This is a genomic window from Acinetobacter sp. CWB-B33, assembly GCF_039655955.1.
GTDB classification, from domain to species: domain Bacteria; phylum Pseudomonadota; class Gammaproteobacteria; order Pseudomonadales; family Moraxellaceae; genus Acinetobacter; species Acinetobacter bouvetii.
Genome location: NZ_JAGFEU010000005.1, coordinates 104,960 through 129,862 on the forward strand (window position 1 = coordinate 104,960; position 24,903 = coordinate 129,862).

The 24,903-nt window shown below is 44.5% G+C and carries 24 protein-coding genes; 12 read left to right on the plus strand and 12 right to left on the minus strand.

The genetic code is table 11. The annotated features are described in order from the left end of the window. The first annotated feature begins 90 nt into the window (after positions 1 to 90). From JZ784_RS14160 to alr, 7 genes are all read left to right on the plus strand, one after another. On the plus strand, positions 91 to 2,205 hold the full coding sequence (locus JZ784_RS14160; RefSeq protein ID WP_346315288.1) for a hypothetical protein: 2,115 nt from the start codon (positions 91 to 93) through the stop codon (positions 2,203 to 2,205). Between the two features lie 7 nt (positions 2,206 to 2,212). Further along, positions 2,213 to 2,965 carry a DUF3142 domain-containing protein gene (locus tag JZ784_RS14165; RefSeq protein ID WP_346315289.1) on the plus strand — a complete coding sequence of 251 codons (753 nt, stop codon included), beginning with the start codon at positions 2,213 to 2,215 and terminating at the stop codon, positions 2,963 to 2,965. 159 nt (positions 2,966 to 3,124) lie between these two features. Continuing rightward, positions 3,125 to 3,511 (plus strand): 30S ribosomal protein S6, encoded by a 387-nt coding sequence (gene rpsF, locus JZ784_RS14170; protein WP_005009159.1) that lies wholly within the window; start codon positions 3,125 to 3,127, stop codon positions 3,509 to 3,511. A 12-nt stretch (positions 3,512 to 3,523) separates the two neighbouring features. Next, positions 3,524 to 3,751 (plus strand): 30S ribosomal protein S18, encoded by a 228-nt coding sequence (gene rpsR / locus JZ784_RS14175; protein WP_004278792.1) that lies wholly within the window; start codon positions 3,524 to 3,526, stop codon positions 3,749 to 3,751. 9 nt (positions 3,752 to 3,760) lie between these two features. Continuing rightward, positions 3,761 to 4,207, plus strand: a complete 447-nt coding sequence (gene rplI / locus JZ784_RS14180) for a 50S ribosomal protein L9 (protein WP_130146056.1) — start codon at positions 3,761 to 3,763, stop codon at positions 4,205 to 4,207. A gap of 245 nt (positions 4,208 to 4,452) precedes the next feature. Beyond that, positions 4,453 to 5,883, plus strand: coding sequence for a replicative DNA helicase (dnaB, locus tag JZ784_RS14185; RefSeq protein ID WP_346315290.1), 1,431 nt, complete (start codon positions 4,453 to 4,455; stop codon positions 5,881 to 5,883). 50 nt (positions 5,884 to 5,933) lie between these two features. Further along, on the plus strand, positions 5,934 to 7,007 hold the full coding sequence (gene alr, locus JZ784_RS14190) for an alanine racemase (protein WP_346315291.1): 1,074 nt from the start codon (positions 5,934 to 5,936) through the stop codon (positions 7,005 to 7,007). Positions 7,008 to 7,075: 68 nt separating this feature from the next. On the opposite strand, the gene JZ784_RS14195 is transcribed toward alr, so the two are convergent. The 4 genes from JZ784_RS14195 to JZ784_RS14210 are packed head-to-tail and all read right to left on the minus strand — an operon-like array spanning position 7,076 to position 10,789. Further along, a complete protein-coding gene (locus tag JZ784_RS14195; RefSeq protein ID WP_346315292.1) occupies positions 7,076 to 7,810 on the minus strand; it encodes a proteasome-type protease in 735 nt (244 codons plus the stop codon). Positions 7,811 to 7,826: 16 nt separating this feature from the next. Next, on the minus strand, positions 7,827 to 8,606 hold the full coding sequence (locus tag JZ784_RS14200) for a transglutaminase family protein (protein WP_346315293.1): 780 nt from the start codon (positions 8,604 to 8,606) through the stop codon (positions 7,827 to 7,829). Continuing rightward, entirely contained in the window at positions 8,603 to 9,205 is a 603-nt protein-coding gene (locus JZ784_RS14205; protein ID WP_346315294.1) for an alpha-E domain-containing protein, read from the minus strand. Before JZ784_RS14205 ends, JZ784_RS14200 begins: the two co-directional genes overlap by 4 nt. Positions 9,206 to 9,226: 21 nt before the next feature. Beyond that, on the minus strand, positions 9,227 to 10,789 hold the full coding sequence (locus JZ784_RS14210) for a circularly permuted type 2 ATP-grasp protein (RefSeq protein ID WP_346315295.1): 1,563 nt from the start codon (positions 10,787 to 10,789) through the stop codon (positions 9,227 to 9,229). A gap of 237 nt (positions 10,790 to 11,026) precedes the next feature. On the opposite strand from JZ784_RS14210, the gene JZ784_RS14215 reads away from it, so the two are divergent. Both JZ784_RS14215 and JZ784_RS14220 read left to right on the plus strand, forming a co-directional pair. Then, positions 11,027 to 12,028, plus strand: a complete 1,002-nt coding sequence (locus tag JZ784_RS14215; protein ID WP_346315296.1) for a WYL domain-containing protein — start codon at positions 11,027 to 11,029, stop codon at positions 12,026 to 12,028. 533 nt (positions 12,029 to 12,561) lie between these two features. Next, positions 12,562 to 14,232: an FMN-binding glutamate synthase family protein gene (locus JZ784_RS14220; RefSeq protein WP_346315297.1), complete on the plus strand. Its 1,671-nt coding sequence runs from the start codon at positions 12,562 to 12,564 to the stop codon at positions 14,230 to 14,232. A 70-nt stretch (positions 14,233 to 14,302) separates the two neighbouring features. Here the strand turns inward: JZ784_RS14220 and JZ784_RS14225 are convergent, their stop codons facing one another. From JZ784_RS14225 to JZ784_RS14240, 4 genes are read right to left on the minus strand one after another with little or no spacing between them, the layout of a single operon-like run. Beyond that, on the minus strand, positions 14,303 to 15,343 hold the full coding sequence (locus tag JZ784_RS14225; RefSeq protein ID WP_346315298.1) for an alpha/beta hydrolase: 1,041 nt from the start codon (positions 15,341 to 15,343) through the stop codon (positions 14,303 to 14,305). Beyond that, a complete protein-coding gene (locus JZ784_RS14230) occupies positions 15,343 to 16,467 on the minus strand; it encodes a YdcF family protein (RefSeq protein WP_346315299.1) in 1,125 nt (374 codons plus the stop codon). Before JZ784_RS14230 ends, JZ784_RS14225 begins: the two co-directional genes overlap by 1 nt. Positions 16,468 to 16,493: 26 nt before the next feature. Next, the gene (gene murB, locus JZ784_RS14235) at positions 16,494 to 17,522 is read right to left on the minus strand and encodes a UDP-N-acetylmuramate dehydrogenase (protein ID WP_346315300.1); all 1,029 of its coding nucleotides are present in this window, start codon (positions 17,520 to 17,522) and stop codon (positions 16,494 to 16,496) included. Between the two features lie 10 nt (positions 17,523 to 17,532). Continuing rightward, positions 17,533 to 18,054, minus strand: a complete 522-nt coding sequence (locus tag JZ784_RS14240; RefSeq protein ID WP_346315301.1) for a low molecular weight protein-tyrosine-phosphatase — start codon at positions 18,052 to 18,054, stop codon at positions 17,533 to 17,535. 116 nt (positions 18,055 to 18,170) lie between these two features. On the opposite strand from JZ784_RS14240, the gene JZ784_RS14245 reads away from it, so the two are divergent. The 3 genes from JZ784_RS14245 to JZ784_RS14255 all read left to right on the plus strand — a co-directional run bounded on the left by JZ784_RS14245 (position 18,171) and on the right by JZ784_RS14255 (position 20,271). Further along, complete coding sequence (locus JZ784_RS14245) at positions 18,171 to 19,331, plus strand: iron-containing alcohol dehydrogenase (protein WP_346315302.1); 1,161 nt, start codon at positions 18,171 to 18,173, stop codon at positions 19,329 to 19,331. A 25-nt stretch (positions 19,332 to 19,356) separates the two neighbouring features. Further along, the gene (locus JZ784_RS14250; protein WP_346315303.1) at positions 19,357 to 19,563 is read left to right on the plus strand and encodes a hypothetical protein; all 207 of its coding nucleotides are present in this window, start codon (positions 19,357 to 19,359) and stop codon (positions 19,561 to 19,563) included. A 258-nt stretch (positions 19,564 to 19,821) separates the two neighbouring features. Then, positions 19,822 to 20,271 (plus strand): thioesterase family protein, encoded by a 450-nt coding sequence (locus JZ784_RS14255; RefSeq protein ID WP_346315304.1) that lies wholly within the window; start codon positions 19,822 to 19,824, stop codon positions 20,269 to 20,271. Here JZ784_RS14255 and dnaX read toward each other — a convergent pair. The 4 genes from dnaX to JZ784_RS14275 all read right to left on the minus strand — a co-directional run bounded on the left by dnaX (position 20,264) and on the right by JZ784_RS14275 (position 24,899). Next, the gene (gene dnaX, locus JZ784_RS14260) at positions 20,264 to 22,384 is read right to left on the minus strand and encodes a DNA polymerase III subunit gamma/tau (RefSeq protein ID WP_346315305.1); all 2,121 of its coding nucleotides are present in this window, start codon (positions 22,382 to 22,384) and stop codon (positions 20,264 to 20,266) included. The genes JZ784_RS14255 and dnaX overlap by 8 nt on opposite strands. A gap of 261 nt (positions 22,385 to 22,645) precedes the next feature. Continuing rightward, positions 22,646 to 23,059, minus strand: coding sequence for a hypothetical protein (locus tag JZ784_RS14265; protein ID WP_346315306.1), 414 nt, complete (start codon positions 23,057 to 23,059; stop codon positions 22,646 to 22,648). 53 nt (positions 23,060 to 23,112) lie between these two features. Next, positions 23,113 to 23,559 carry a copper resistance protein NlpE N-terminal domain-containing protein gene (locus JZ784_RS14270; protein WP_346315307.1) on the minus strand — a complete coding sequence of 149 codons (447 nt, stop codon included), beginning with the start codon at positions 23,557 to 23,559 and terminating at the stop codon, positions 23,113 to 23,115. Between the two features lie 80 nt (positions 23,560 to 23,639). Next, positions 23,640 to 24,899 (minus strand): serine hydrolase domain-containing protein, encoded by a 1,260-nt coding sequence (locus JZ784_RS14275; RefSeq protein WP_346315308.1) that lies wholly within the window; start codon positions 24,897 to 24,899, stop codon positions 23,640 to 23,642. Positions 24,900 to 24,903: the final 4 nt, after the last annotated feature.

Sequence of the window (24,903 nt, forward strand, 5' to 3'; positions counted from 1 at the left end):
TCTATCTTTTTTTTATTTCCGCTTCACATTCTTTAATTTACAAGCAACACTTGCTAAGATTGCGCGCACAATAATAAGACCGCGCACATCATGAAAAATTATTTCCAATGGCCTAAAACTTTACTTGCCGCACCCCTGCTGCCACTCAGTTTTGGCTTTAGCGCCACAAGCTTTGCAGGTATAGATGTTTCTTGCTATCCATCGACTAACATTCAAACCAATGCCTATACAGCCTGTGACAATTTGCCTGCGCTCACGCCCGCCAATGACAACCAAACCAATATGCTTCTACTCCTAAGCGATATGGGATTGGCCAAATTGAATTTTAATCAGCCAAATAGTCCGCTTTGGGAAACTGAATATAGCAATGTACCATTTGCGGCTAAAACATTATTTAATAGCGCAACCAATAAACGACCGAATGCCCGATTAAAGCCAAACAATAAAAAAACACCCTACCAAGAACATTGCAGCAGTCTAGACAATGGTGCGGATCAATTTAGCCAGCAGGTGAAAGCCGACAAAAATCTCAGCAAAGCGGAAAAAGATTTTCTGATTCAAGAAAGACAAATGATCTCGGCCTGTGACCGTGATCTTGCCCTTATCCAAGTCAATCCGAACTGGTCTATGCAAGCACGTCAGTATGCGTCTTATTTAAATGCAACCATTGCCTTTTACAATAGTAACTTTTTCACAGCTACTAAAATTTACTCAGTTTTAACTACGGTTGATCAGCCTTGGATCAAAGAAACATCGCAATATATGCTGATTCGCAGCAGCCTCAATGAAAGCTATCAGTCGGGTGTCGGTGAATATGGCGATTTAAAAATCGATAAAGTAAATCAGACTTTACTCAAAAACACCTATGAGCATATCACTACTTATTTCAAACGTTTCCCTGAGGGAAAATATGCGGCAAGCGCACGCGGTTTGCTGCGTCGTTGTTATTGGCTGATTGGAAATACCGAACTCCTGACCAGCGAACTCGCATGGCAAATCAATCATCCTAATTCCAAATACTATAATTTAGAGCTCGATAATCTAGCCTTTGAAATGGATCGCCATGTTTTTCAAAGCCGCTCATTCAATGCAAAAAATCTAAAAGATCCTTTCTTTCTGGCCATTTCAGATTTAATGCAAATGCGTCAGGCAACATCAGCAGAAGATAAAGTCTTAAGCTGGCCTGAACTCAGCAACCAAAAAACACTATTTAAGAGTCAGCCAGAACTATTCCAATACCTACAAGCCAATCACTTATTCTTTGTGCAGAACAAGCCAGCCGAAGCTTTAAAATATTTGCCAGAACATTCCTCTAATTCAATCGATAGTTACCTTCAACTCAGTCAAATATTGTTAAAAGGTCGTATTTTGGAAAAACTCGGACAAACTCAAAATGCGCAGCAGTATTGGGAAGTTTGGCTTAGTCGATCAAAGTCCATCGAACAGCGTGGCTTATTTGAGCTGATGCTGTATCCCCATTATGCCCAACAACAAAATGCCAGCGCCTTTATCAGTTCAGATGCTAAAATCAAACAAGCTGCATTGCAAAAAAGCTTTATTGAAAATGAAGCCAATGAAAAAAGCTTAATGCAAATTGTACAGAGCAAAGCATCAAGTACAGATCAAAAAAATCTAGCTTTATATAAAACTTTGCAAAAGTCATTGATACATCAAAACTTTAAACTGTTTAATCAAGCCTTTGCACTGCTGCCACAAGATGCCGCGAAGTATAAATATGACTCAGAAACATATAAAAACTATAAAAATCAACCGCCCCTTAGTGATTTCATTTGGGCAGGAATAAAAATCACGCCACAAATGCAATGCCCTGACTTATCCAGCCTGACGCAAAAACTTGAAAATTCACCTCAAGATCTAAAGCTCCGACTTTGTTTGGGCGAATATGCACGCTCGCCTCAAGGCTACAACATAAGCTATGTCACCGTTTTAGAAAAAGAAACTGCCCGCTTCCAAGGTGCAATTTTTACCCGTGGCCAAGTGTATAAAGACATCATCAAAACCAGTTCTGTACCCGATTTAAAAGCGTATGCGCTTTATCGCTCAATCATGTGTTATTCACCAAGCGGGATGAATGACTGTCAGGATGCAGAGGTTGAAAAATCCACCCGTAAACAATGGTTCGACCACATTAAACGCGACTATCCAAGTACCTCTTGGGCACAATCTTTAAAGTATTACTGGTAAGACGTATATGTTGAAGCAGATTTTTTCAGTTGTTATGACGTTGATCTGTATGCTGGGCATCATGGCTTGTCAGCCGAGTCTGTCAGCTTCAACATCTGGTCGGGTAGATGCCGAAGACTATGATGCATTTTGGATTTGGGGCAATATTTCATCTGCACCGTATTTAGCAAAAGCCAAAGAACTGTATATTTTACAGGGTGAGTTTAGGCTTGACCGGCGCACGCATCAGCCCCAATACCTTTACCAAGGGGTATCAGTGCTCAATATTCCCCATCAAAAAGTCTGGCTTGTGTTCCGCAACCATCATTTAAATTGGTCAAAAAACGAAATTGATATTATTTCAAAACGCATTCAACAATGGGAAAAAAAAGGCAATCATCTTCAAGGCATACAAATTGATTTTGATGCCAAAACACAAAATCTTCACGCTTACGCCCTGTTTCTAGCTCAATTAAGACAGCAGCTTCCTGCAAAATACAAACTCAGCATCACCGGCTTGATGGGCTGGAGCAATATGCAGGATGCCAAAACGCTTCTATTATTCCGCAATAATATTCATGAAATGATCATTCAAACTTATCAAGGCTCAGCGACCATTCCGAATTATGAAGCCTATCTGCATAAAATTTCCAAATTGAAGCTGCCGTATAAAATTGGCATTGTGCAACATGGGGAGTGGAACCCCGGGCTTAATTTTTCTGCAGATCCAAATTTTAAAGGCTATGTGGTTTTTCTTTTACGCAATCCATCTACACCGTAAATACCATTAAAAAATAGGGGCTTTTTAAATGAATGCCTTGTATTTATACCCTAAACGCTCTAAAATTCACGCTTCGCAAATATTGCGGCACAACTCCGGTTGTGACTCCTTGCCCTTAATAATTACGTTATGGGCTGTATAATCCGTAAGGAGCTGACAATGCGTCATTACGAAATCGTACTTTTAGTACACCCAGATCAAAGCGATCAAGTGGTTGGTATGGTAGAACGCTATATCTCTCACATCAAAGATGCTGAAGGTCAAATTCACCGTCTTGAAGATTGGGGCCGTCGTCAATTGGCTTACCCAATTAACAAAATTCATAAAGCGCACTACATTTTAATGAACGTTGAATGTGGTCAAACTACGCTTGATGAGCTTGAAGAATTGTTCCGTTACAACGATGCAATCATTCGCAGCTTAATCATCCGTCGTGAAAACGCTATCACTGAAGAGTCACTATTGGCTAAGAGTGCTGAAGAAAAACGTGCGCGTAAAGCTCAACGTGAAGAAGCACAACAAGCTCAAGACTCTGCTGAAGCATAAGGAGAACATAACATGGCACGTTTCTACCGTCGTCGCAAGTTCTGCCGCTTTACAGCTGAGAACGTTACATATATCGACTACAAAGATATCGACACTTTAAAACAGTACATCACTGAAAACGGCAAGATTGTTCCTAGCCGTATTACAGGTACTAAAGCTCGTTACCAACGTCAATTGGCGCTTGCTATCAAACAAGCTCGCTACTTGTCTTTGATCCCTTACACTGACAATCATAAGTGAGGTTGAGCTGTGGATATTATCTTATTACAACGCATTAAAAACCTTGGTAAATTAGGCGATAAAGTTTCAGTTAAAGCTGGTTACGGCCGCAACTACCTTATCCCTCAAGGTCAAGCAGTAGCCGCTACTGAAGCTAACACTGCTGCTTTTGAAGCTCGCCGCGCTGAACTTGAGAAAGCTGAAGCTGATGTTTTAGCTGCTGCTCAAGCACGTGCTAGCCAATTAGACGAAGTTAACATCGTAATCACTGCGAAAGCTGGTGACGAAGGTAAACTATTCGGTTCTATCGGTACTCGTGACATCGCTGACGCGTTAACTAATGCTGGTCTAGCTGTAGACCGTGCAGAAGTTCGTTTGCCAAATGGTGCGCTTCGCAACACTGGTGAATTCAACATCGCAATCCAATTGCATCATGATGTTGCTGCTGAAGTTCTCGTTACTATCGTAGCTGAGTAATTTTCTGCAAAAAAAAGAGCATGCTTTTGCATGCTCTTTTTTTATCTTTAATTTTTGCATATTTTTCATTGAAAACCGTTCAGCTTGATGCTGAGCTTCATCATTCATTTCTGCTTGAGTGAAAATATCTATTCGCATTTCAACCTCAATAGCGGGTATGATTTGCCTTGCAATGATGATTGAAATTACGTTTCCATACCCCATTTTTATTTAAGCACTGACTGTATCAAAAATCAGGGATTTATATGTCACAGGCGATTGCCAGCACGAAAGCAGAACCCCAAAATAGCGAATCTGGCCAGCTGAAAGAGTTCCGCACGCCTCCGCATAACCTTGCGATCGAACAGGCGGTATTGGCAGCGTTAATGACCGTTGCTGAGTCATTCGAACAAGTCGGCGATGTGCTGACAGAAAATGATTTTTATGCCACACGCCATAAATATATCTTCCGCGCGATTGATCAGCTTTCTAAAGACAGCTCTCCTTATGATGCCGTTTTGGTGCATGACTGGCTGACCAAGCAAAACCTGCTGGATGCCATTGGCGGTGAGGAATACCTTATGCAGCTGATGTCTGACTCCCCTTCCAGTTTCTACAACTTAGAAACCTATGCCAATAAAATTAAAGAATTCTCTACTTTAAGAAGCATGATTAAAGTCAGCTCAGAAATTCTGCAAAATGCCTATGACACCAAAGGCCGCACAGTCAGTGAAATTTTAGATCTGGCCGAAACCAATATTTTTTCCATTGCCGAGCAGCATAACAATAACGCGAAAGCGCAAGGCCCAAAACCCATCAACAGCGTTGTCGCTGATGTATTTGATAAATTAAATGAACTGTCTCAAATGGAAGGCAGCATCACCGGTTTAACCACCGGCTTTGTAGAGCTGGATAATAAGACCTCAGGCATGCAGGCAGGTGACTTGATTATTGTCGCTGCCCGCCCATCGATGGGTAAAACCACCTTTGCCATGAATTTGGTTGAAAGCGTGCTGTTTAATAATAATTTGCCCGCACTGGTTTATTCAATGGAAATGCCGGCAGACTCTATTGCCATGCGTTTGATCTCCTCTTTTGGCCGCGTTCATCAAGGCCATCTGCGTGCCGGTAAAATGGATGCTGATGAATGGTCCAAAGTGACCAGCACCATTGTGCATTTGCAGGAAAAAAACCTGTATATTGATGATTCATCCGCCCTGCCGCCGACAGAATTGCGTTCCCGCGCGCGCCGAATCGCAAAAATGCACGGCGGCAAGCTGGGCTGCATCATGGTCGACTACTTGCAATTAATGAAAGTGCCTGGCATGGGCGATAACCGTGTCGGCGAGATTTCGGAAATTTCTCGAAGCCTCAAGGCATTGGCCAAAGAAATGCAATGCCCTGTCATTGCGCTGTCCCAGCTTAACCGTGCGCTGGAAAACCGTCCAAATAAACGCCCTGTGATGTCGGATTTGCGTGAATCCGGCGCAATCGAGCAGGATGCCGATTTGATCATGTTCATTTACCGTGACGAGGTTTATAACAAAGAATCAAAAGAAGCCGGCACTGCGGAAATCATTATCGGCAAACAGCGTAACGGTCCGATTGGTACTGTCCGTCTAGCCTTTGAAGGCCAATACACCAAATTTAGCAATCTTTCACCTGAGTTTTATGCTCAATACGATGATGAAGAATAAGTCTTCTTCATCACCGCTTTTTCTTCCATGACCCTGCAGGAGTAATTAGGGTGCGCCAAGCAACAGTTTATATTGACAGTGAAGCACTGCAATATAATTTAAACCGTGTCAAACAACTTGCCCCAACCGCTAAAATCGTAAGTATGGTGAAAGCCAATGCTTATGGACATGGAGTTAAAGACTGCTTAGCAGCCTTAGCCGATTCCGACGCCTTTGGTGTCGCCTGCCTTGAAGAAGCCATCGAAATCCGCGAACAGGGTTATCAGCAGCCCATCACACTGATTGAAGGCATTTTTTCTGATGATGAAATGCAAGCCGCAGTTGATAACAGCATTGAAGTGATCGTGCATCAGCAGCAGCAATTAGATTGGCTTCGCGCTTATAAAGATGCCTACATTGCCAAAGGGCTGAAAGTTTGGGTCAAACTGAACAGCGGCATGAACCGCCTTGGCTTTAAAGTGCCGGAAATCATTGATGTGATTAATTCACTCAAAGCCGAAGGCTTCACTTGCGTTTTAGCCATGCATTTTGCCAATGCCGATGCTGATCACCACCCTTTAAATGACCAGCAGCGCGCGCAATTCCTGCAAGTTAAAGAAGCTTGTGCACCAGTAATGGGCTCTTGCTGCAATTCAGCCGCCATTTACAAATGGCCTGAACTGAATTTTGATTTTGTCCGCCCCGGCATTATGCTGTACGGCGCTTCGCCTTTTGCAGATAAATCCGTCCATGACTTAGATTTAAAGCCAGTCATGACCTTTACTGCCGAAGTGATTGCGCTGAATTCCATTCAGGCCGGTGAATCTGTCGGTTACGGCTCCACTTTCGTCGCTGACAAAGCGATGGATCTTGCCATTGTTTCAATTGGTTACGGCGACGGATATCCGCGCGCCTTTCTAAAACAAAACTATGTTGCGGTCAATGGCCAGCCAACCCGCGTGATTGGCCGTGTCGCGATGGATATGATCGCGATTGACGCAACTGGACTAGACTTAAAATTGGGCACTGAAGTTGAACTTTGGGGCAAAAACCGTTTAGTGGATGATGTTGCCGAAGCCAATGGCACGATTGGCTATGAATTGCTGTGCCGCCTTAGTGCACGCCCTTTGCGTAAAACAAAATAATTTCATGCTTGCCATAAAAAAGCCCAATCCTTGGGCTTTTTTATGCTTAAAATTTTCTCACTAATCAACTATTCAAAATAATCGATTGTCGGTACAGGAAGCTCCTGCAGCCCCCGCTTCAATAAGGCCGACCACTGCTTGCTGATATTGGAAAAATAAGGATCTTCTTCATAAATCCGCTTGCCAATCGGCACATGCAAACTGTCTTTATGATAAACCAGCGCATCTAAAGGCAAGCCCACAGATACATTGGAGCGCAGCGTTGAATCAAATGAAATCAAAGCGCAGCGCAAAGCCTCATCCATCGGCATATCATAATGCAGCGCCCGGTCTAAAATCGGTTTGCCATATTTACTTTCACCTATTTGAAAGAATGGCGTATCTGAGGTTGCAGAAATAAAATTCCCTTGCGGATAAACATTATACAGCTGCATGACTGCGCCTTGAATTTGCCCCCCTACCAGCAAACTGCAGTAGTAATTGCTTTGTTCCACGGTATCTGACGTGACATCCGCAATGACTTTACGCAAAGTGTGCCCGACCAGTTCTGCAATTTCAAACATAGTATTTAAACTGTACAAATTCGGTTCTTGCTTGGTTTCCAGCTGATTTTGCAAGTGCCCGATAACGGCCTGTGTCGTCGCTAAATTTCCAGAGGTTTGAATCACAATCATACGCTCGCCCTCTATGCCAAAAGTATAGAGCTTGCGGAAAACGGAAATATGGTCTACCCCAGCATTGGTTCTGGTGTCACTGATAAACACCATTCCATCTTTTAAGCGCAATGCACAGCAATAAGTCATTTCCTATCCTTTTTTCCTAACAGCTGAGTACCTGAACTATAGAATTCATGGACTCAAAGCCTCCTTTTTCACGTACGCCGCGGACTGGCGCGACATCCCAATAATCCCGCCCGATTGCCACATAAATATGCGAATTGGGTGTAAACAGCTGATTACTGACATCAAAACAATACCACGCATTCTGTAAAAATACTTCTGCCCAGGCGTGGCTTGCCAAATGCATCGTCTGAGGCACAAACAGATAGCCTGACACATAACGGGCGGGCAATCCTAAATATTTGCACATTGCAATAAACACATGGCTATGATCCTGACATACCCCCTGCCTGCAGCTGAATGCCTGAATTGCTGAAGTATTGACCGATGTTGTGTGCGGCATATAGGGAATATAATCCAGTACCGCGCGCGCTAAGCGGATGAGGCATTCATGCCGAAGCGCGGACACATGCGACAGCGCAAATTGCTTCATTTCCTCATTGCATAAAGTGCTTGCGGTCGGCTGCAAAAACAGATGGGGATTCAGCGGATTCAAAGCGCCAAATTGGCTATCTGGATTCATTTCCACCAGCCCTTGCGCCATGATGGTCATTTGGCTATAAGGCTCCCGCTGCGAGCTGGTCAGCCAAATATTGCTGAATGCATCCTTCTGAGTTCCCTTCTGCCCTGGAATGCTGATATCCCAATGATGCACGCGCTGATGCGTATTCGTCGATGGAATCATCTTAATGTATTGAATGCTGCTCTGCACAGGCGCACTGTAGGAATAATGCGTTTGGTGATTCACCATTAATTTCATGCATCCGCCTCAAACATGGTTTGGATGTGGTCGCTAAATTGATACAGCTGCACGCTGCAAGGCGCCGTTTCCAACTCTGACAAGGCCTCTATCAAACCATTCCAGCCAACTGCTGTTAAAGCGGCGGTAAGATGCTTAATTTTATCCATTGTCAGCCGTGCATCTTGATTCAGGCGGAATTGACGGTCTAAATCCTCCACGCATTGCCCTAAACTGAAAAACAGGAAGACCGCCTCCGATTCAGCTGAAAGCACCTCATGGCAGTCTGCCGCCACATCACAGATATAGCCTGCATTTTCACTTGCATTTTGAATCAGCTTATTCAATTCCGCATAGCCTTGCGCAGACAGGACCCCGCGCAAATCTAAAATATTGTTCTGCGCATACTGAAACTGTGAAATAAAGGAGATGGACTGCTGCGGGTCTAAAACCAATTCATTCAAAGAACTGGCATCAAATGCCGGCAGGCAAAAGGCATGTGCATAATCACGGGCGGCCTCGTCCTCCTGAAATGGAAAAATGCTGCATAAATACTGTGTGCGTGTTAAATAACGGCCTAGCCAAAAAATATGTTCAGCATTGCTGTTTAATAAAATCATTTCCGCCCCTTGTATGAAGTTCTAAGAATGCAGATTGTCGACAATCCAAGTGTCCTTAATGCCGCCGCCTTGAGAGGAATTCACCACCAGCGAGCCGGCCTGCATGGCTACGCGGGTTAACCCGCCCGGAACAATCTCCGTGCGGTATGGCGAGCTCAGCACAAATGGCCGCAAGTCAATATGACGCTCTGCAGCGCCAAAATTCGTCAGCGTAGGGCATACCGATAAATCCAAAGTCGGCTGAGCAATGTAAAGATGCGGCGATGCAAGCACTTTCTCTTTGAAAGACGCAATCTGCTGCCGTGACGCCTGCGGGCCAATCAGCATGCCGTAGCCGCCTGAACCTTGCGCTTCTTTCACGACAAGCTGATCCAAATGGGCAATCACATAATCAAGGTCCTGCTGCTCGCGGCATTGATAGGTTGGAACATTCTTTAAAATAGGCTGCTCAGCCAAATAAAAGCGGATCATCTTATCCACATAAGGATAAATCGATTTGTCGTCTGCCACGCCAGTCCCGGGTGCATTCGCCAATACAACATTGCGGCTTAAGTAGGCGGACATCAGTCCGGCAACCCCAAGTGTACTGTCTGGCTTAAAGCACAGGGGGTCTAAAAATGCATCGTCGACCCGTCTATAAATTACATCAACCTGCTGCCGGCCTTTGATGGTTTTCACATAAACTTTATCGTTTTCTACAAAAAGGTCACGTGATGTCACCAAGGGTACATCCATTTCCCTTGCCAAAAAGGCATGTTCATAATATGCGCTGTTATAGCGGCCAGGCGTCAGCACTACAATAAAGGGATGATCGCTATAGGCATTTTCCGCCAGCACTTCCTTAAGTAATTTGGGATACTGCTCAATGCCTAGAATTTTGCTTTGCCTGCATAAATTCGGCATTAACTTTTGGCTGATTTTGCGGCTTTCCAGCATATAAGATACGCCGGACGGCGTTCTTAGATTATCCTCCAGCACATAAAACTCACCGCGGTTGTCCCGAATGATATCTATTCCGCTAATTTGACTGTAAATATTTCCTTTCAGCGCATGCTGATACATATGCGGCTGATAAGCTTCATGAGTCAGCACCTGCAATTCAGGCACAATGCCTGCTTTTAAAATATCCTGCTGATGATAAATATCATGCAAAAAAAGATTTAGAGCTTTCACGCGCTGGGCGCTGCCCGCTGCAATTGTATTCCATTGCTTTTTTGCAATCACACGCGGAATTAAATCAAAAGGAATGGTGCGCGCCGCACCCTGCTCATCCCCATAAACAGTAAATGTAATCCCCTCATATAAAAAATGTTCTTTAGCGCGCAAATTCAGTTCATTTAATTCATCTATCGTATGCTGAGACAGCCAATGCTCAATTCGGCTGCAAGCTTCACCGCAAATTGCCTGATCATCGCGCATTTCATTAAAAAAACTGGATTTTAAATGCTCAAACAGCGCGTATGATTTTGCAGCCGCAGAGTCTTGGGTTAAAGTTAAATCCGCCCCTATACGGCCTGTGGCTGTATCGGCTGCATACGCTTCTAATGCAGCGCTGGAAGTTGTATCTTGATTTTCTTTCAGCATACCAACCTCATTCATTGTTCTTAATTGTAAGTTAGATAAAGCAATTAGCATGCCACTCAAACTGGCTGGCGCTTCGTCTATTTATTAATCAAATCAATTTGCGCTGCAAGTGCATTGCTGTACCAACATGTTTCAAAATATAGACCTAAAAATTGATGAAATGCTTGCGCTGGATTTATAGATTTCATATTGTGTATAACGACCAATTTTCAAATTACCTGAACGCTTTCATCGACTATGCCCTCACAAGAAAAAGAAACATCTAATAGCCTCTATCGACAGTGGCAAATTCTTTCACGCCTCTCCATCGGAAAATGGATGGGTACCCGTGAATTGCAGGAAATTTTAGTCCGTGAAGGCATAGACATCAGCCTGCGCACTATTCAGCGTGATTTAAATCAAATCTCGCAGCGTTTTCCGATTGAAAGTAGCAAAACGTCGCCTCAGGGCTGGCGCTGGCGTTCTGATGCGCCGATTCAGAGCTTGCCGCACATGACCAGCTCACAGGCCGTCACCTTTATGATGGTGGAAGAGCATTTAAAGCATTTGCTGCCGCCCAGCCTCATTGAAGAAATGAACCCATGGTTTGATTTAGCGCGCCACAGCCTTTCGACACAGAATAATGTCCGCCAATGGATTAACCGTGTCCGGATTGTGCCTGCAACACAGCCTTTAATACCGCCGCTGGTAGAAAAAAATGCGCAACAGGCCATTTATGAAGGCTTGCTTCAAGACAAGCAGCTGGAATGCATTTATCAGGGGCGCGGTCCAGCCAGTGAAGAAAAAACTTATATTTTAAACCCGCTGGCATTGGTGCAAAAAGGTGCAATTATTTATTTGGTCTGCACAAGGCATGACAAAACAGATATTCAAACCTTTGCCTTGCACCGTTTTAAATCAGCGAATGTACTGAATTCCCGCGCCTTGCACCCTGTTAATTTTGATATTGATGCGTATATTGAATCCGGAGCCTTGGGCTTCCGTGTCGATTTCAGCAAGCCGACAGAAAATGTGCATTTAAAACTGCTGATGAAAGATCAAGAAGCCTATTATTTTGAGGAAACACAGCTCAGCAAAGATCAGATCATAGAAAAGCGTGAAGAGGGCCTTAGCAGTGTCTCTGCCACAGTCCCCTATACTTCACAGCTGGTATGGTGGCTGCGCAGCTTTGGCAACCGAATTCTTAAGATTGAGCCTATAGAGGTCTCAGATGCAGTCCGCCAAATTGAACCTCATTAATATGCAGCTGGAAAAAATGCCGTCCCAGAACTGCAAATGCCTTGATTTGCGCTGCAGAAATAAGAAAAGTCCCAACAGTGCGGGACGATAATTTCTTAGAGTAGTTTTTATGATTTTTTTACAGTGCGCCTTGTGAAATGCAGCAACAGCGCGTGTACCCGCACTGCCGTCTGCATGCTAAGTTCAGCCGCTATATTCATTGCATGCATCGGCAAGCCAATTCTGCATTGTTATAGCGAATGGATTTTTTCGTCATATTGGAATCCTCTTAACTATGAAAGTATTTTTAATGTAAGAGATTTTTCTGCGGCTGTGAAATCATAAGATTTGCATTATTTAACAATTTTTTTTATTAGCAGATTAACTCATTTTATCATTCAAATTAGCCATAAAGCACTCGGATCAATTTTTAAGCTAAATGCATGGTTTACCTTGAAAATTGTTGCATTGCGTTAACAAGCGGATGCTTCTGCTTCATTTTTTATCTTGGCGCATTTATAGTCTGATCATCAGCGTCAGAAAGTTAGATAATAATGCCAGATACATCACAAGCTATTCGCCATAAATTGCTGAATACATTTTTTTCCCGCCATTCTATTTGGTTCGCCTGTATTTTTATTGCACTGCTGATCACCACCTTTCATGTGGGTTATGAACCGCACTATATTTATTATTTCCTCCCTGAAACACTGCTCAATAGCATCTGGGTCATTACAGCACTGCTCAGCCTGTTAGGCTTATACGATGTCCTGCAAAATAAGCATTCTATTTTAAAAAATTACCCCATTATCGGGCATTTCCGCTTTATTTTTGAAGAATTCCGTCCAGAAATCCGCCAGTACTTTATCGAATCCGATCAAGATGCCCTGCCTTTTTCGCGCATGCAGCGCAGCCTTGTCTATCAGCGCGCCAAAAACGAAAATGCCGACAAGCCCTTTGGCTCAATCATTGATGTGTATCAGGAAGATTACCGCTTCATGACCCACTCAATTACTCCTTGCCCGCCTGCAAACACCGATACTTTCCGCATTACCATTGGCAATTCTCAATGCAGTCAGCCGTACAGCGCATCCATCTTTAATATTTCCGCGATGAGTTTCGGCAGTTTAAGCGCCAATGCCATCCGCGCCTTAAACAAGGGTGCCAAGCTGGGCAACTTTTATCATGACACTGGCGAAGGCAGCATCAGCCCTTATCATTTAGAACATGGTGGCGATATCGTCTGGGAACTCGGCAGCGGTTATTTTGGCTGCCGCACCCTCGATGGAAAGTTCGATCCTGTACGTTTCGCAGAACAGGCTAAACTGCCGCAGGTCAAAATGATTGAAATTAAAATGTCGCAAGGCGCGAAACCCGGCCATGGCGGCATTTTGCCTAAAAATAAAATTTCTGCTGAAATTGCAAAAATTCGAGGCGTCAGCCGCGAACATGACTGCATTTCCCCTTCCAGCCATTCCGCCTTCACCACGCCAATTGAAATGATGCACTTTATTCAAAAGCTGCGTGAATTATCCTTAGGCAAACCCGTCGGTTTTAAACTCTGCATTGGTCAGCCTTGGCAATTTATGGGCATTGTTAAAGCCATGCTTGAAACCCAAATTGTGCCTGATTTTATTGTAGTCGATGGTTCCGAAGGCGGCACTGGCGCTGCGCCCGTTGAATTGATCAATCATGTCGGTACGCCATTGCGCGAAGGCCTGCTATTTGTACACAATACTTTAGTTGGGGCTGGATTGCGCGATCAAATTAAAATCGGCGCCAGCGGCAAAATCATCAGCGCTTTTGACATTGCCAGCACCATGGCCATCGGTGCAGATTGGGTCAACTCTGCACGCGGCTTCATGTTTGCCGTCGGCTGCATTCAGGCGCAAAGCTGCCACACTAACCAGTGCCCTGTAGGCGTCGCCACACAGGACAAAGACCGCCAAAAAGCCATTGATGTGCCGTCTAAGGCGATGCGGGTCTTTAACTTCCACCGCAACACCATGCATGGTTTATCTGAATTGATAGCCTCTTCGGGACTGAAACACCCTGCCGATATCAAAGCGCATCATTTGGCGCAGCGGATTAACGACCGCGAAATTAAAAACTATGCGCAGCTGCATTTTTGGTTAAAGCCCGGCGAACTGCTGGATTGTGAAAATAAGGATGCCGAGAATTTTTATTTCCGAATGTGGAACTTAGCCTCTGCAGATAAGTTTTGAGTCATTATCACCAAGCAATAAAAAGCAGCCGATGGGCTGCTTTTTATTGCTTAACGCCATAGCAGGCATATCAATAATAGCCTTTGCCGCTGTGCGCATGCAAAAATGCAGGAATTAAGCCCGTGAGCGCAGCCCGGATATCCGCCCGTTCATTAATCAGCTGATGAGAACCTTCTTCCAGCATCAACAGTGTCTGCAAACGGAATTTGCGGCGGATAAACTCAATGTTATAGCGCCAATCCACAGTCTGATCCTGCGCGCCCTGCGCCAGCCATACTGGAATGCGGCAAGCGGGGCGCTCTTCCATCTCCTGCATCCATTTAGACATGGCGAGGATCCAATCCATCCCCATCATTCTCGGCTGCAGCGGATCTTTTAAGCGGACAAAGCGTAAAAATTCGGGGTTATGATTATTGCGCCTAAAATGACGCGGCACTTCCCGTTTAATTCTGCGGATAATGCCCAGGCCAACCGAATTATGCCACCAAGCCGTTTTTGCCGGGCGGATTAACGGTGACAGCAGCAGCACACGGTTCACATACGGATTTTCACGGCGTTCCGCAAATTCCAGCAAATGATGCAGCCAAATAGCACCTCCCGTACTTTGGCCAATCCCCAGCCAAGGCTGCGGCAATTGATCCGCAAGGCGGACATATTGGTGCACAGCATGCAGCACTTGCTGATAGTGATCAAAATTTTGAATACTGGCAGGTGAGCCATTGCTTAAGCCATGCCCCGGCAAATCATAGGTCAGTACACTAAAGCCCTGTTCTAAAATTTCACGGATAATCGGCTGATAAATGCCGCTATGTTCTAAATAGCCATGCAGCAGAAATACCGTCCCTTTTATTTTTTCATCTGCAGATTCAAATTTCGGCTGAAAAACCTGTACATGCAGCTTAAACATCGGCATTTCTATATAGCCTTGCCAATGCTCGCAGTTTAGGCTGTCTAATGCATACAGACGGCGGTATGACTGTATTTCCAAAGAAGGCGTATAAGGCTGATTCAAATTCAGCGCTTCCAGCAATAAGGGAGTGGTTTCCCGGCTGGGAACAGGCAGATCCAGCTGCTTTAAAATGGATGGATTCAAAAATGGGATATCAGCCATTAAGGCACCTCACGGCATTCAGAGCCAAACCACATATCACGCATGGTTGCCAGCATTTCATAATTTGCGCGCCGGCTATGATCATAATTTTTCTCACTGGGCTGCCAGCGGGTCATTTCAGATGGCATCGGCGCTTCAATAGGAATCGTTTCAATGCCATTCAAAGCAAATAAACGCCGTGTTCGCGGCATATGGTATTGATCTGTAATTAAGATCACCGTCGGCGCGCCGCCTTTCTTCTGCAAAAGCAATGAACTGAATCGGGTGTTTTCACAGGTATTCATGCTGCGGTCTTCTAATAATTTTGCATCAACATTATGCTGTTTTAACCAGCTTTGCATATAAGGGGCTTCTACACCGCTCAATACAATCGGCAATTGATAATCTTTTTCTACGGCCAGTGTGGTTTCCAATCGCAGCCGGGTATAGTTGTTGACTACAATATCTTTGCCATTTTTATCTAAAGTTAAACCGCCGCCCAATACAACTATGGCATAAGGTGCAGACTTCACTTCTGTCTTTTGCTGGTTTTGATCATGAATTAAAGCAATGTCTTTAAAAATTTGCTCATCAACCGGTTCAGATGCAGGCTGTTCCACCTTGTGTGTTTTCAGAAAATCAACATATTGCGCCATCAATTCTTGATTTGCAGAACTGTTCAGTTCGAGCAGCTCTTTCACTTTTTGCGCAGCGTCTGGAGGATTTTCTATATTTGCTTCTGATGCAGAACTCGCCAGCAGCGGCACAGCCGGCTTCTCTTTTTTATCCAATTCTTTTTGCTGATCATCTTCAATTAAAGCTTGCAGCGCTTTATAGCGCGCTTGAATTAAAGTCAAATTCTGAGAGTTGTCCGACTGGATCGCTTCTTCCATGACTGTTAAGTAGGATTGACGCGCAATCCACATGTCAGAACCCGGTTCATAGCTGTCCTGATCGCTCAGCGCCGCCAATTTTTGGCTTTTTGCAGCAACTTCATTCACTTCAACCGGAACAAAATAATTCAGGCCTTTCACAATCAGCTGAGAATAAAACGGGGTGTAGATAAAAACCATCAGGCAGGCCAACAGCACAAACAGCACAGCGGCTATTTGCACCAATCGAACCATCCAATGTGTTTTTTTCATCATTTTTCCTGATGCCATCCGCCGTTTTAGTGTGAGCAAATCATACCATTTTCATCAAACTGTACAGGTTCTGGCTCGAGTGCGATATTAAATTTTGCAAATACATCTTGCTGTACCGCATGGTACGCGGCGCGCACGTCATGCAGCGCAGCGTTATCATAATTCACCAGAACCAGCGCCTGTTTATGAAACATGCCCACCATATTCAGCTTTTTACCCTTCCAGCCCGCCTGATCAATCAGCCAGCCAGCCGCGATTTTAACCTGATCATTTGGCTGAGGATAATGGGGCAAACTTGGAAATTGCAGCGCAATTTGGTCATATGCCTTTTGACTGATGATTGGATTTTTAAAGAAACTGCCTGCATTTGGGTATTCTGCAGGATCCGGCAATTTGCTTTGGCGGATATGAATAACTTGATTCTGCAAATTTTCAGCCGTCAAATTATCTCCTACAGCAGTTTTCAAATCGCCATAATTCAGCTTCAAATCCGCTTTTTTCAGCAGCTTGAACGACACATGCGTAATGATATAGCGGTTTGGGTCATCTTTAAAAATACTGTGGCGGTAGCTGAATTTGCAGTCAGATGCATCTATATCGATAAAAGTCTGCTCATTACGATCATACACATGCACAGACTGAATGAACTCGCCAGCTTCTACCCCATAAGCGCCAATATTCTGCACAGGAGATGCACCGACTAAGCCCGGAATCAAAGCTAAATTCTGCAAGCCAAACATATCATGCGCTGTCGTCCATAATACAAAGTCATGCCAAACTTGCCCTGCGCCCACACGCACCGTTGTACTCAGCGCATCTTCCGCTGCAACGTCAATGCCCTGAATATCCATATGCATCACCAGCGCATGAATATGCTCTGGCAAGAGCATGTTGCTGCCGCCAGACAAAATCAATAGATTTAAACTCTGCTGTTCAGCGTAATCAATAGCGCCGAGCAGATCATCTGTATTTTTAATTTGGGTATAGTGCGATGCCACCGAATTTAAACTGAGCGTATTAAAAGGCTTAAGCTGTACCTGTGTTTGAATCTTCATAACTTAAACCTTATTGCTCCGATTGCGGGTTAAATTGTTTCTGAAAGACTTGCACCCAAGCCTGACTGCTGGATTCACATTGATTCAGCACATGCTCAAATCCCTCTTGACCGCCATAATACGGGTCAGGCACTTCCTGCTGGGGATAATCAGGATCATGCTGGCTCATCAGTGAAATTTCAGCGCGAATCCTTGAGGCGCCAAATTCCTGCTGTGCCTGACGCATCAATTGCTGAATGTTCTCTAAATTTTCATAATCCATCGCAAGAATTAAATCAAATTCAACAAAATCACGGTGAATCAGCTGTCGGGCGCGCAAGGCAGATAAATCATAGCCGCGTTGTTTTGCATGCAGCTGACTGCGGCTGTCAGGCGCTTTATTCGGATGGTAATTGCTGGTACCAGCGGAATCAATCATCACATTTAAGTTTGCTTCATCACAATAATGTCTGAGTACGATCTCCGCTGTCGGAGAACGGCAAATATTGCCTAAACACACACACAACACCTTATAGGGCGTTTTGGATGACATAACAACCTCAATGTACTTTTATTTCAAGCATCTTATGTTAAGTTATTTAACAGCTGAATCCTATATCAAGTCTCAAGAATAATGTTCATTTAGGTATATAAAATAAGGATAAAACGATGAGTAATTTTCAGTTTCAAACCGTCAGCAGCATTATTTCTGGACTCGGTTCAATTCTTGAACTCAAAACCCTGCTCAATGCATTTAACCCCAAACGTGTTTTGCTCGTCACCGACCAAGGCATGATCCAGCAACAGCTGCATTTGCCTATTTTAGAAATTTTAGAATCGCATCAACAGGACTACTCTATTTATTCCAATGTACAGGCTGACCCTGCAGAACGCATCGTGCTGGATGCAGTGCAATTTGCCAAAAAAGAAAAAGTAGATTTAATTCTCGGCTTTGGCGGAGGCAGCTCTCTGGATGTAGCAAAGATCATTGCCGTTTTAAGCCATCCTGAGCAAAAACAGCAAATTCAGGACTTATACGGCGTCGGCAATGTCAAACATCCGCGCTTGCCGCTGATTTTGGTCCCGACAACGGCTGGCACGGGCTCCGAAGTCACGCCAATTTCAATTGTAACGACTGGCGAAACCACCAAAACAGGCATTGTTTCGCCAGTGCTCTATGCCGATGTGGCCATTTTAGATGCCAGCTTTACTGAAGATTTGCCCGCACACATTACTGCAGCGACAGGCATTGACGCCATGGTGCATGCCATAGAAGCCTACACTTCAAAAATCAAGAAAAACCCCTATGCTGATATGCTGGCTAAACAGGCGCTTCGCCTGCTGAACAAGAACTTGCCGCTGGTGCTGAAAAACAAGAGCGATATGGAAGCCCGCCAGAACATGCTGGTCGGTTCCATGCTGGCAGGCCAAGCCTTTGCCAATGCGCCTGTAGGCGCTGTGCATGCTTTGGCTTATCCTTTAGGCGGGCACTTCCACCTTTCGCATGGCCATACCAATGCACTGGTACTGACGGAAGTTATGAAATTCAATGCGCCTGCGGCTAAACAGCATTACGCAGAACTGATGCAATGGCTTGACCCGCACAGCACTGGCTGTACCGATGGCCTATGTGATTTATTTATTGACCATATGCAGAATCATTTGGACCGCAGCGGCTTAACACTGAAGCTGAATCAGCTCAATGTGCCTAAAAATACACTGGAACAGCTTGCGGATGATGCGCTGCTGCAAACCCGCCTGCTGCAAAATAACCCGCGGGCCTTAAAAAAAGAGGATGCTTTGCATATTTATTCATCGATATATGAATAGTGTGTAATTATTAAATGAATTTTGATTGTTTTTAAAACACTTAATTATTCATTACTATTTTATAAAAATCAGAAACCTTATAGGAAATTTACTTAAGCCTGAACTTGGAAAAATGAAAGTAGATGATGCGTTCACGCCAGCTGCAATTGCTGGCGTTGATGTCAATATTAATAAAAACTGCTTTGGAACAGCCTCTTTCAGCTATGCCCGCCTTTGCACTGCAGCCCAATGAAATGTCCTTGGTCAAACTTGGCTTACGTCAACGGCGCCATGGGATATTCTTTTAGAAGGCCGCAGAAAAATCGAAATCAATCTGGTTTCATTTATCTAGGTATTCGCTATCGTTTTTAATCAATACTTTAACCCTTTGCTCCTTACAGGCATTCAATTTATTTGAATAGCTTTTTTATGAAGAACTTCTCAATCTTGCTATTGAATGGCTGCATAAAATTCAGTACAACTGAATGAAGAGCGCAACTTAGCCAAAAATATGAAACCGCCTGTAAGAAATAAACATCTCTTTAAGTTCATTTTTCCGATCCAAACCCGCTGGTCAGACAATGACATGTACGGCCATGTGAACAATATTATGTATTACAGCTTTTTTGATACTGCGGCCAATGCCCTGCTCATTCAAAAAGCCGGCTTTCAGCTTCAAAACGCACCGATTATTGGCTTAGTGGTCAATTCATCCTGTAATTTTATGCAGGAATTGAGCTACCCAGAAGTCATTGAAGTGGGTGTCAGCATCGCTAAAATTGGCAATTCATCCTTGACTTATGACCTTTCCATTTTTAAACAAGGACAAAATGATGCCGCGGCACAAGGAAGTTTTGTACATGTTTTCGTAGACCGCCAAACACGAAAAAGCACCCCGATTCCAAACGAAATGCGGGATGCTTTGCATGAATATTTATCGCCAGCTGCCGAGCTTATTTAAGCTGAATATTCTCCAGCTTGCCGTCAAAGGCCGCGAGCAGCGAATCCACCACCGGCTCATGATGTAAAAGTTCTGAAGCGCGCTGAAAAGCTTTTCCCTTGCGTTCATGCTGCAGTGCATAAGGCGTCAGCTGCTCCAGCTCTTCATATTTCACATCAAAACGTGTTGACGGCCATTGCGTATGCAGCGCCTGTTCAAGCAAATGCTGCATTTGCGTCACCAAACGCTCATATTGCGTTGGAACATGAAAAGTTGAAACACCGCCAATATCACCCATCATCAAGCCATGCTGCGCAAGCTCCTGCAAGGCTGGCGATAATTCACTGCTTCTGAACCAATACTCCCACTTATCGACGGTCCACTCGCCTTCCAGCTGCTGAGGCTGCAGCTTCAAAATATCCTGCGGCATAAGGTTGGATGATTCTGATAATTCAGGATCCATCGCTGCTGCATGATGCTCAGTAACTGCCTCAGCGTTTTGCAAAGGCTGTTCAATCACATCTGCTACGTTTTCAGATGTATCTGTAACGTGCAGCGTCATGTCATCTAAAGGCGCAATGGCCTCAAACAGTAAGTCATCTGAGCTTTCTTGCGCATTCACGCGCTGATCTTTTTCGTCTTGCTCAGGTTCCAATCCAAACAGTGCATCACCGCTGCCGGCATCAAAAACAATTTGATCTGCCGCTGGCTGTGGTTCAGCTGCAGCAGCTGGCGCCTCCGGCGGCACAGGCTCATCTAAAAAATCATCTGAAGATGGATCATCAGATGCAGTTTGATGATGCTGGTCATCAAATTCATCGTCATCTGAATAATATTCTTCATCGATTTCTGAAACTGCTGGCACTGACGCCATTGGGCCTGCAGATTGCTGATCTTCGATCTGTACATTTTGATGAGATGACAGCTGTTCAGGCTGATTCAATGCGGCAGGCACAGGCGCCTGCATACTGTCCTGAACTGGCGCTTGAACTGAAGGAGCATTATTTTGCTGTACAGCCTGCGGTGCCGACACTAAACGCTCATTGGGCTGCATAGGACGGAATGCCAGCAAGCGCAGCACGCACATCTCAAAACCCTGCTCTTGCGTCACCGCAATTTGCAGTTCTGCGCGGCCTTTGCAGGCAATTTGATAATACAGCTGCAGATCCTGCGCAGAGACCATTTGCGAAAGCTGCATAATTTTGGCATTGATTTCTGCGCTGTATTTTAGGCTTAAATTCGGCAGGTATTGCAGCATCGCCAATTCATGCAAGGTCGAAATCAGCTGATCCAATACTAAAGATACATCTAAAGCTTGCTGTCTAAATTGCAGCAATAATTCGCTGATGCGTTCTTTTTGATTTTGCTGAATGGCCGCAATCAAGTCATAAATAATGGTTCGGTCAATCAGACCCAGCATTTCTTTGACATCTTGATGAAGAACTTCGCCCTGTCCATAGGCAATTGCCTGATCCGTCAATGACAATGCATCACGTAAAGAGCCTTGTGCAGATTCAGCAATTTGCCAAATGGCATCTTGCTCTGCCGAAATGCTTTCTTTTTCTAAAATTGCCGTCAGGTGCGATGTAATTTCATCTACGGCCAATGGACGCAGTGTAAATTGCAGACAGCGCGAAATTACAGTAATTGGGAGCTTTTGCGGATCAGTCGTCGCAAACAGGAACTTCACATGTTCTGGCGGCTCTTCCAAGGTTTTCAGCAACGCATTGAAAGAATGCGTGGATAGCATATGCACTTCATCAATCAGATAGACTTTGAAGCGGCCTTGCGTCGGCGCATACGGGACGTTATCCAGTAATTCACGAGTATCTTCAACTTTGGTGCGCGATGCCGCATCAATCTCGATCAAGTCGATAAAACGGCCTTCATTGACTGCTTTGCACGTTGCGCATACTTCACACGGCGTTGAGGTTACACCGGTTTCACAGTTCAAGCACTTCGCCAAAATACGCGCAATTGTGGTTTTACCGACACCGCGTGTACCCGTAAATAAATAGGCATGGTGCAGGCGCCCACGTTCCAGCGCGCTGGTTAAGGCACGGGACACATGGTTTTGACCAACCAATTCATTAAAATTGCGGGGACGGTATTTTCGCGCAAGTACTTGATACATGTATGCTCCTTTTCACATGCATAAGGATACTGTTTTTTTGGCTAAGAGTGAATGAAAACTCTTAATTTGCAGAGTCTTTGGCTACTATCCTTTCTGACCGGTCTGTTTTCAAATTGTTAAAGCCGTTTCGGTGCGCTTTTACTGAAAATAATTTTTTGCCTCATCAGCAAAGCTGTCCCAATTTTCGAGTCACCGACCGTCTTTAGTGCAAATCTTTGACGTACCGTATACATATAAAGTTTTAAGGGTGCTATTCCAAAGTTATTTTTCAAACTCTTCTGCCGTCCACCATTTAATATCGTGAATTAAAGGTTCTGCTTCTAAAATCTGCTTTAAAGCATCGGTCAGCTGTTCCAATTGCTGAGTCAAATCGATATTTGGCTTAAACCATCTTTTAATTATGGCTTTTTTGGGTTCAATTATCAGTAAATAGCCATCTTTATATTCTTCATATTTACCGCATCCAATCCAAATATTTGAATCAAAAGGTGCTCCAAAATTTACAATATACCCCCAATCTTCTGCACAAATTCCCGCACTTGGTATTCCCGATTGTTTTAATTTTTCATCTAAGTAAATAGCCAAAGATCGGCCCCAAACCGCCCCTTCCCATTCATCTGTATTTTCAGAACAAGGGGGAAATAAGTCTGTTCGGAATTCCACATAAGATTTCAATACACTGCCCTCGATTGAAAACACTTAGATTCGCGTTAAATATGAACAATATTTTAAGTTCTCTCAAGCAGAAAATCATCTTGTGCGACATAAGGCTGCGCTGTTTGATCTTCACGGATTTCCAGCATTTGGCTTTCTATATCGACCCAAATAAGATTGCGGTTTTTTACATTCAGCAATTCTAATTGAGTTTGCTGCGTATCTTTAAAATGCATTCGGCCTTTCAGCACTTCCACTGCATTATGGCCGCTTAAGCTTTCACGCCGCAGTTCATAAGTCTGATCTTGATTTAAAACTAAATCGACCGCCATGCCAGGACAGTCTTCACAACGGGAAGCACAGCTCATGCATGGTGTCGTTCCGCTGTAACTCCCAGCCCACAAGGGTTTTTGCATTTTTTGCTCTATGGCGGATGCATCTTTGGCCTGTGACTGATTCGCCTCCTGACAGCCAAGCAAAACACCTGTTGCCATCAATGGAATAAAAACGGTTTTTTTCATAATACAACTGCATTCAAATTTCTGGCGCAACAGTATCACAAATCTCAGCAGCCGCGCCCGCAGCGTACCTTATCTCAACCTTAAAACCAGCCTTTATGTCCTGTTAAAATATTATCGGCGCATCTTAAAGTTTCTTGTGTCAATGTCCATAGCCGATAATCCCCAGTGAGTGAACCTGTCGCAAAATTATGGGTATACGCAAAACTCAGCTGGCGTTCCGGATCACACCAAGCGCCTGAGCCATTAAAGCCAATATGCCCAAAACCCTTGGATGATTTTCCTAAGCTTAATACCCGGTGATAGCCGAGACGCCAATGCATCGGGATTGGCATAATCCGGTCGCGCTTGCGGCTTTGCACTTCACTCAGCTTGGCAAAAGTTTCCGCATCAATCAGCTGCTGACCATCCCAAACGCCGCGATTGGCCATCATGGCATAAATTTTAGCCAAGCTATTTGCTGTAAAAGCCCCATTCGCTGCTGGAATAACTGCCTGAATGCCTTCGTCACTGAAAAAGCTGAATTTCTTCATGCCTTTGGGGATCATGGCATCTTGAAAGTCCTGAGGGTTTTGTCCGCTCAGCTCAATAAGCTTGTCGAATGCCGACATTTTACGGACTGCAGCCTGCTTTTTGTCAGCCGCTTGGTGTGCATCATTCTTAGGTTTTAGCAATGGCCGCGCGACCCGATGCAGCTGATCGCTGGGTACGCCAAAATATGCGCCATCTAATGCCAAAGGATCTACCAGATACAGCTGCATTAAATGCGCTAAAGTCTGCCCTGATGCTTTCTCCAACACCCCGCCGACCAGCCAGCCAAAGGTTAAAGGCTGATAAGCCAAGTCTTCCCCAAAGCTGAAACGCGGTTTGGCTTTTGCCATGATATCCAGCATATGGTGCCAGTCTGCCATTTCCGTGGCTTCAGCAATATTATTGCGTACATCATATAAACCGCTTTGATGGCTTAAAATGTGCCGCAAAGTCATTTGCGCCTTGCCATTTTGCGCAAACTCAGGCCAGTAATGCGCAATCGGCAGGTCATATTCCACAAGTCCTTGGCTCACCATAATATGCGCCAAAGTGGCTAATACGCCTTTGCCTGTCGAATAGCAAATCGACAGTGTATCCGCCTGCCACAGTTCACTTGCAGACTTTTGCCCCGTATAAATATCGACAACTTTTTGGCCTTGGAAATAAACGGCTAGAGCGGCTCCGCCATATGCGGTTCTGGAATCCTGCAATTTGCTGAATAAATGCGCCAAGTCGGCAAAACGCTCATCAACAGCGCCTGTATAGTTGCTGGCATCTGCTGAAAAAAACTGCTTGATCTGCTGAATATCCATATCC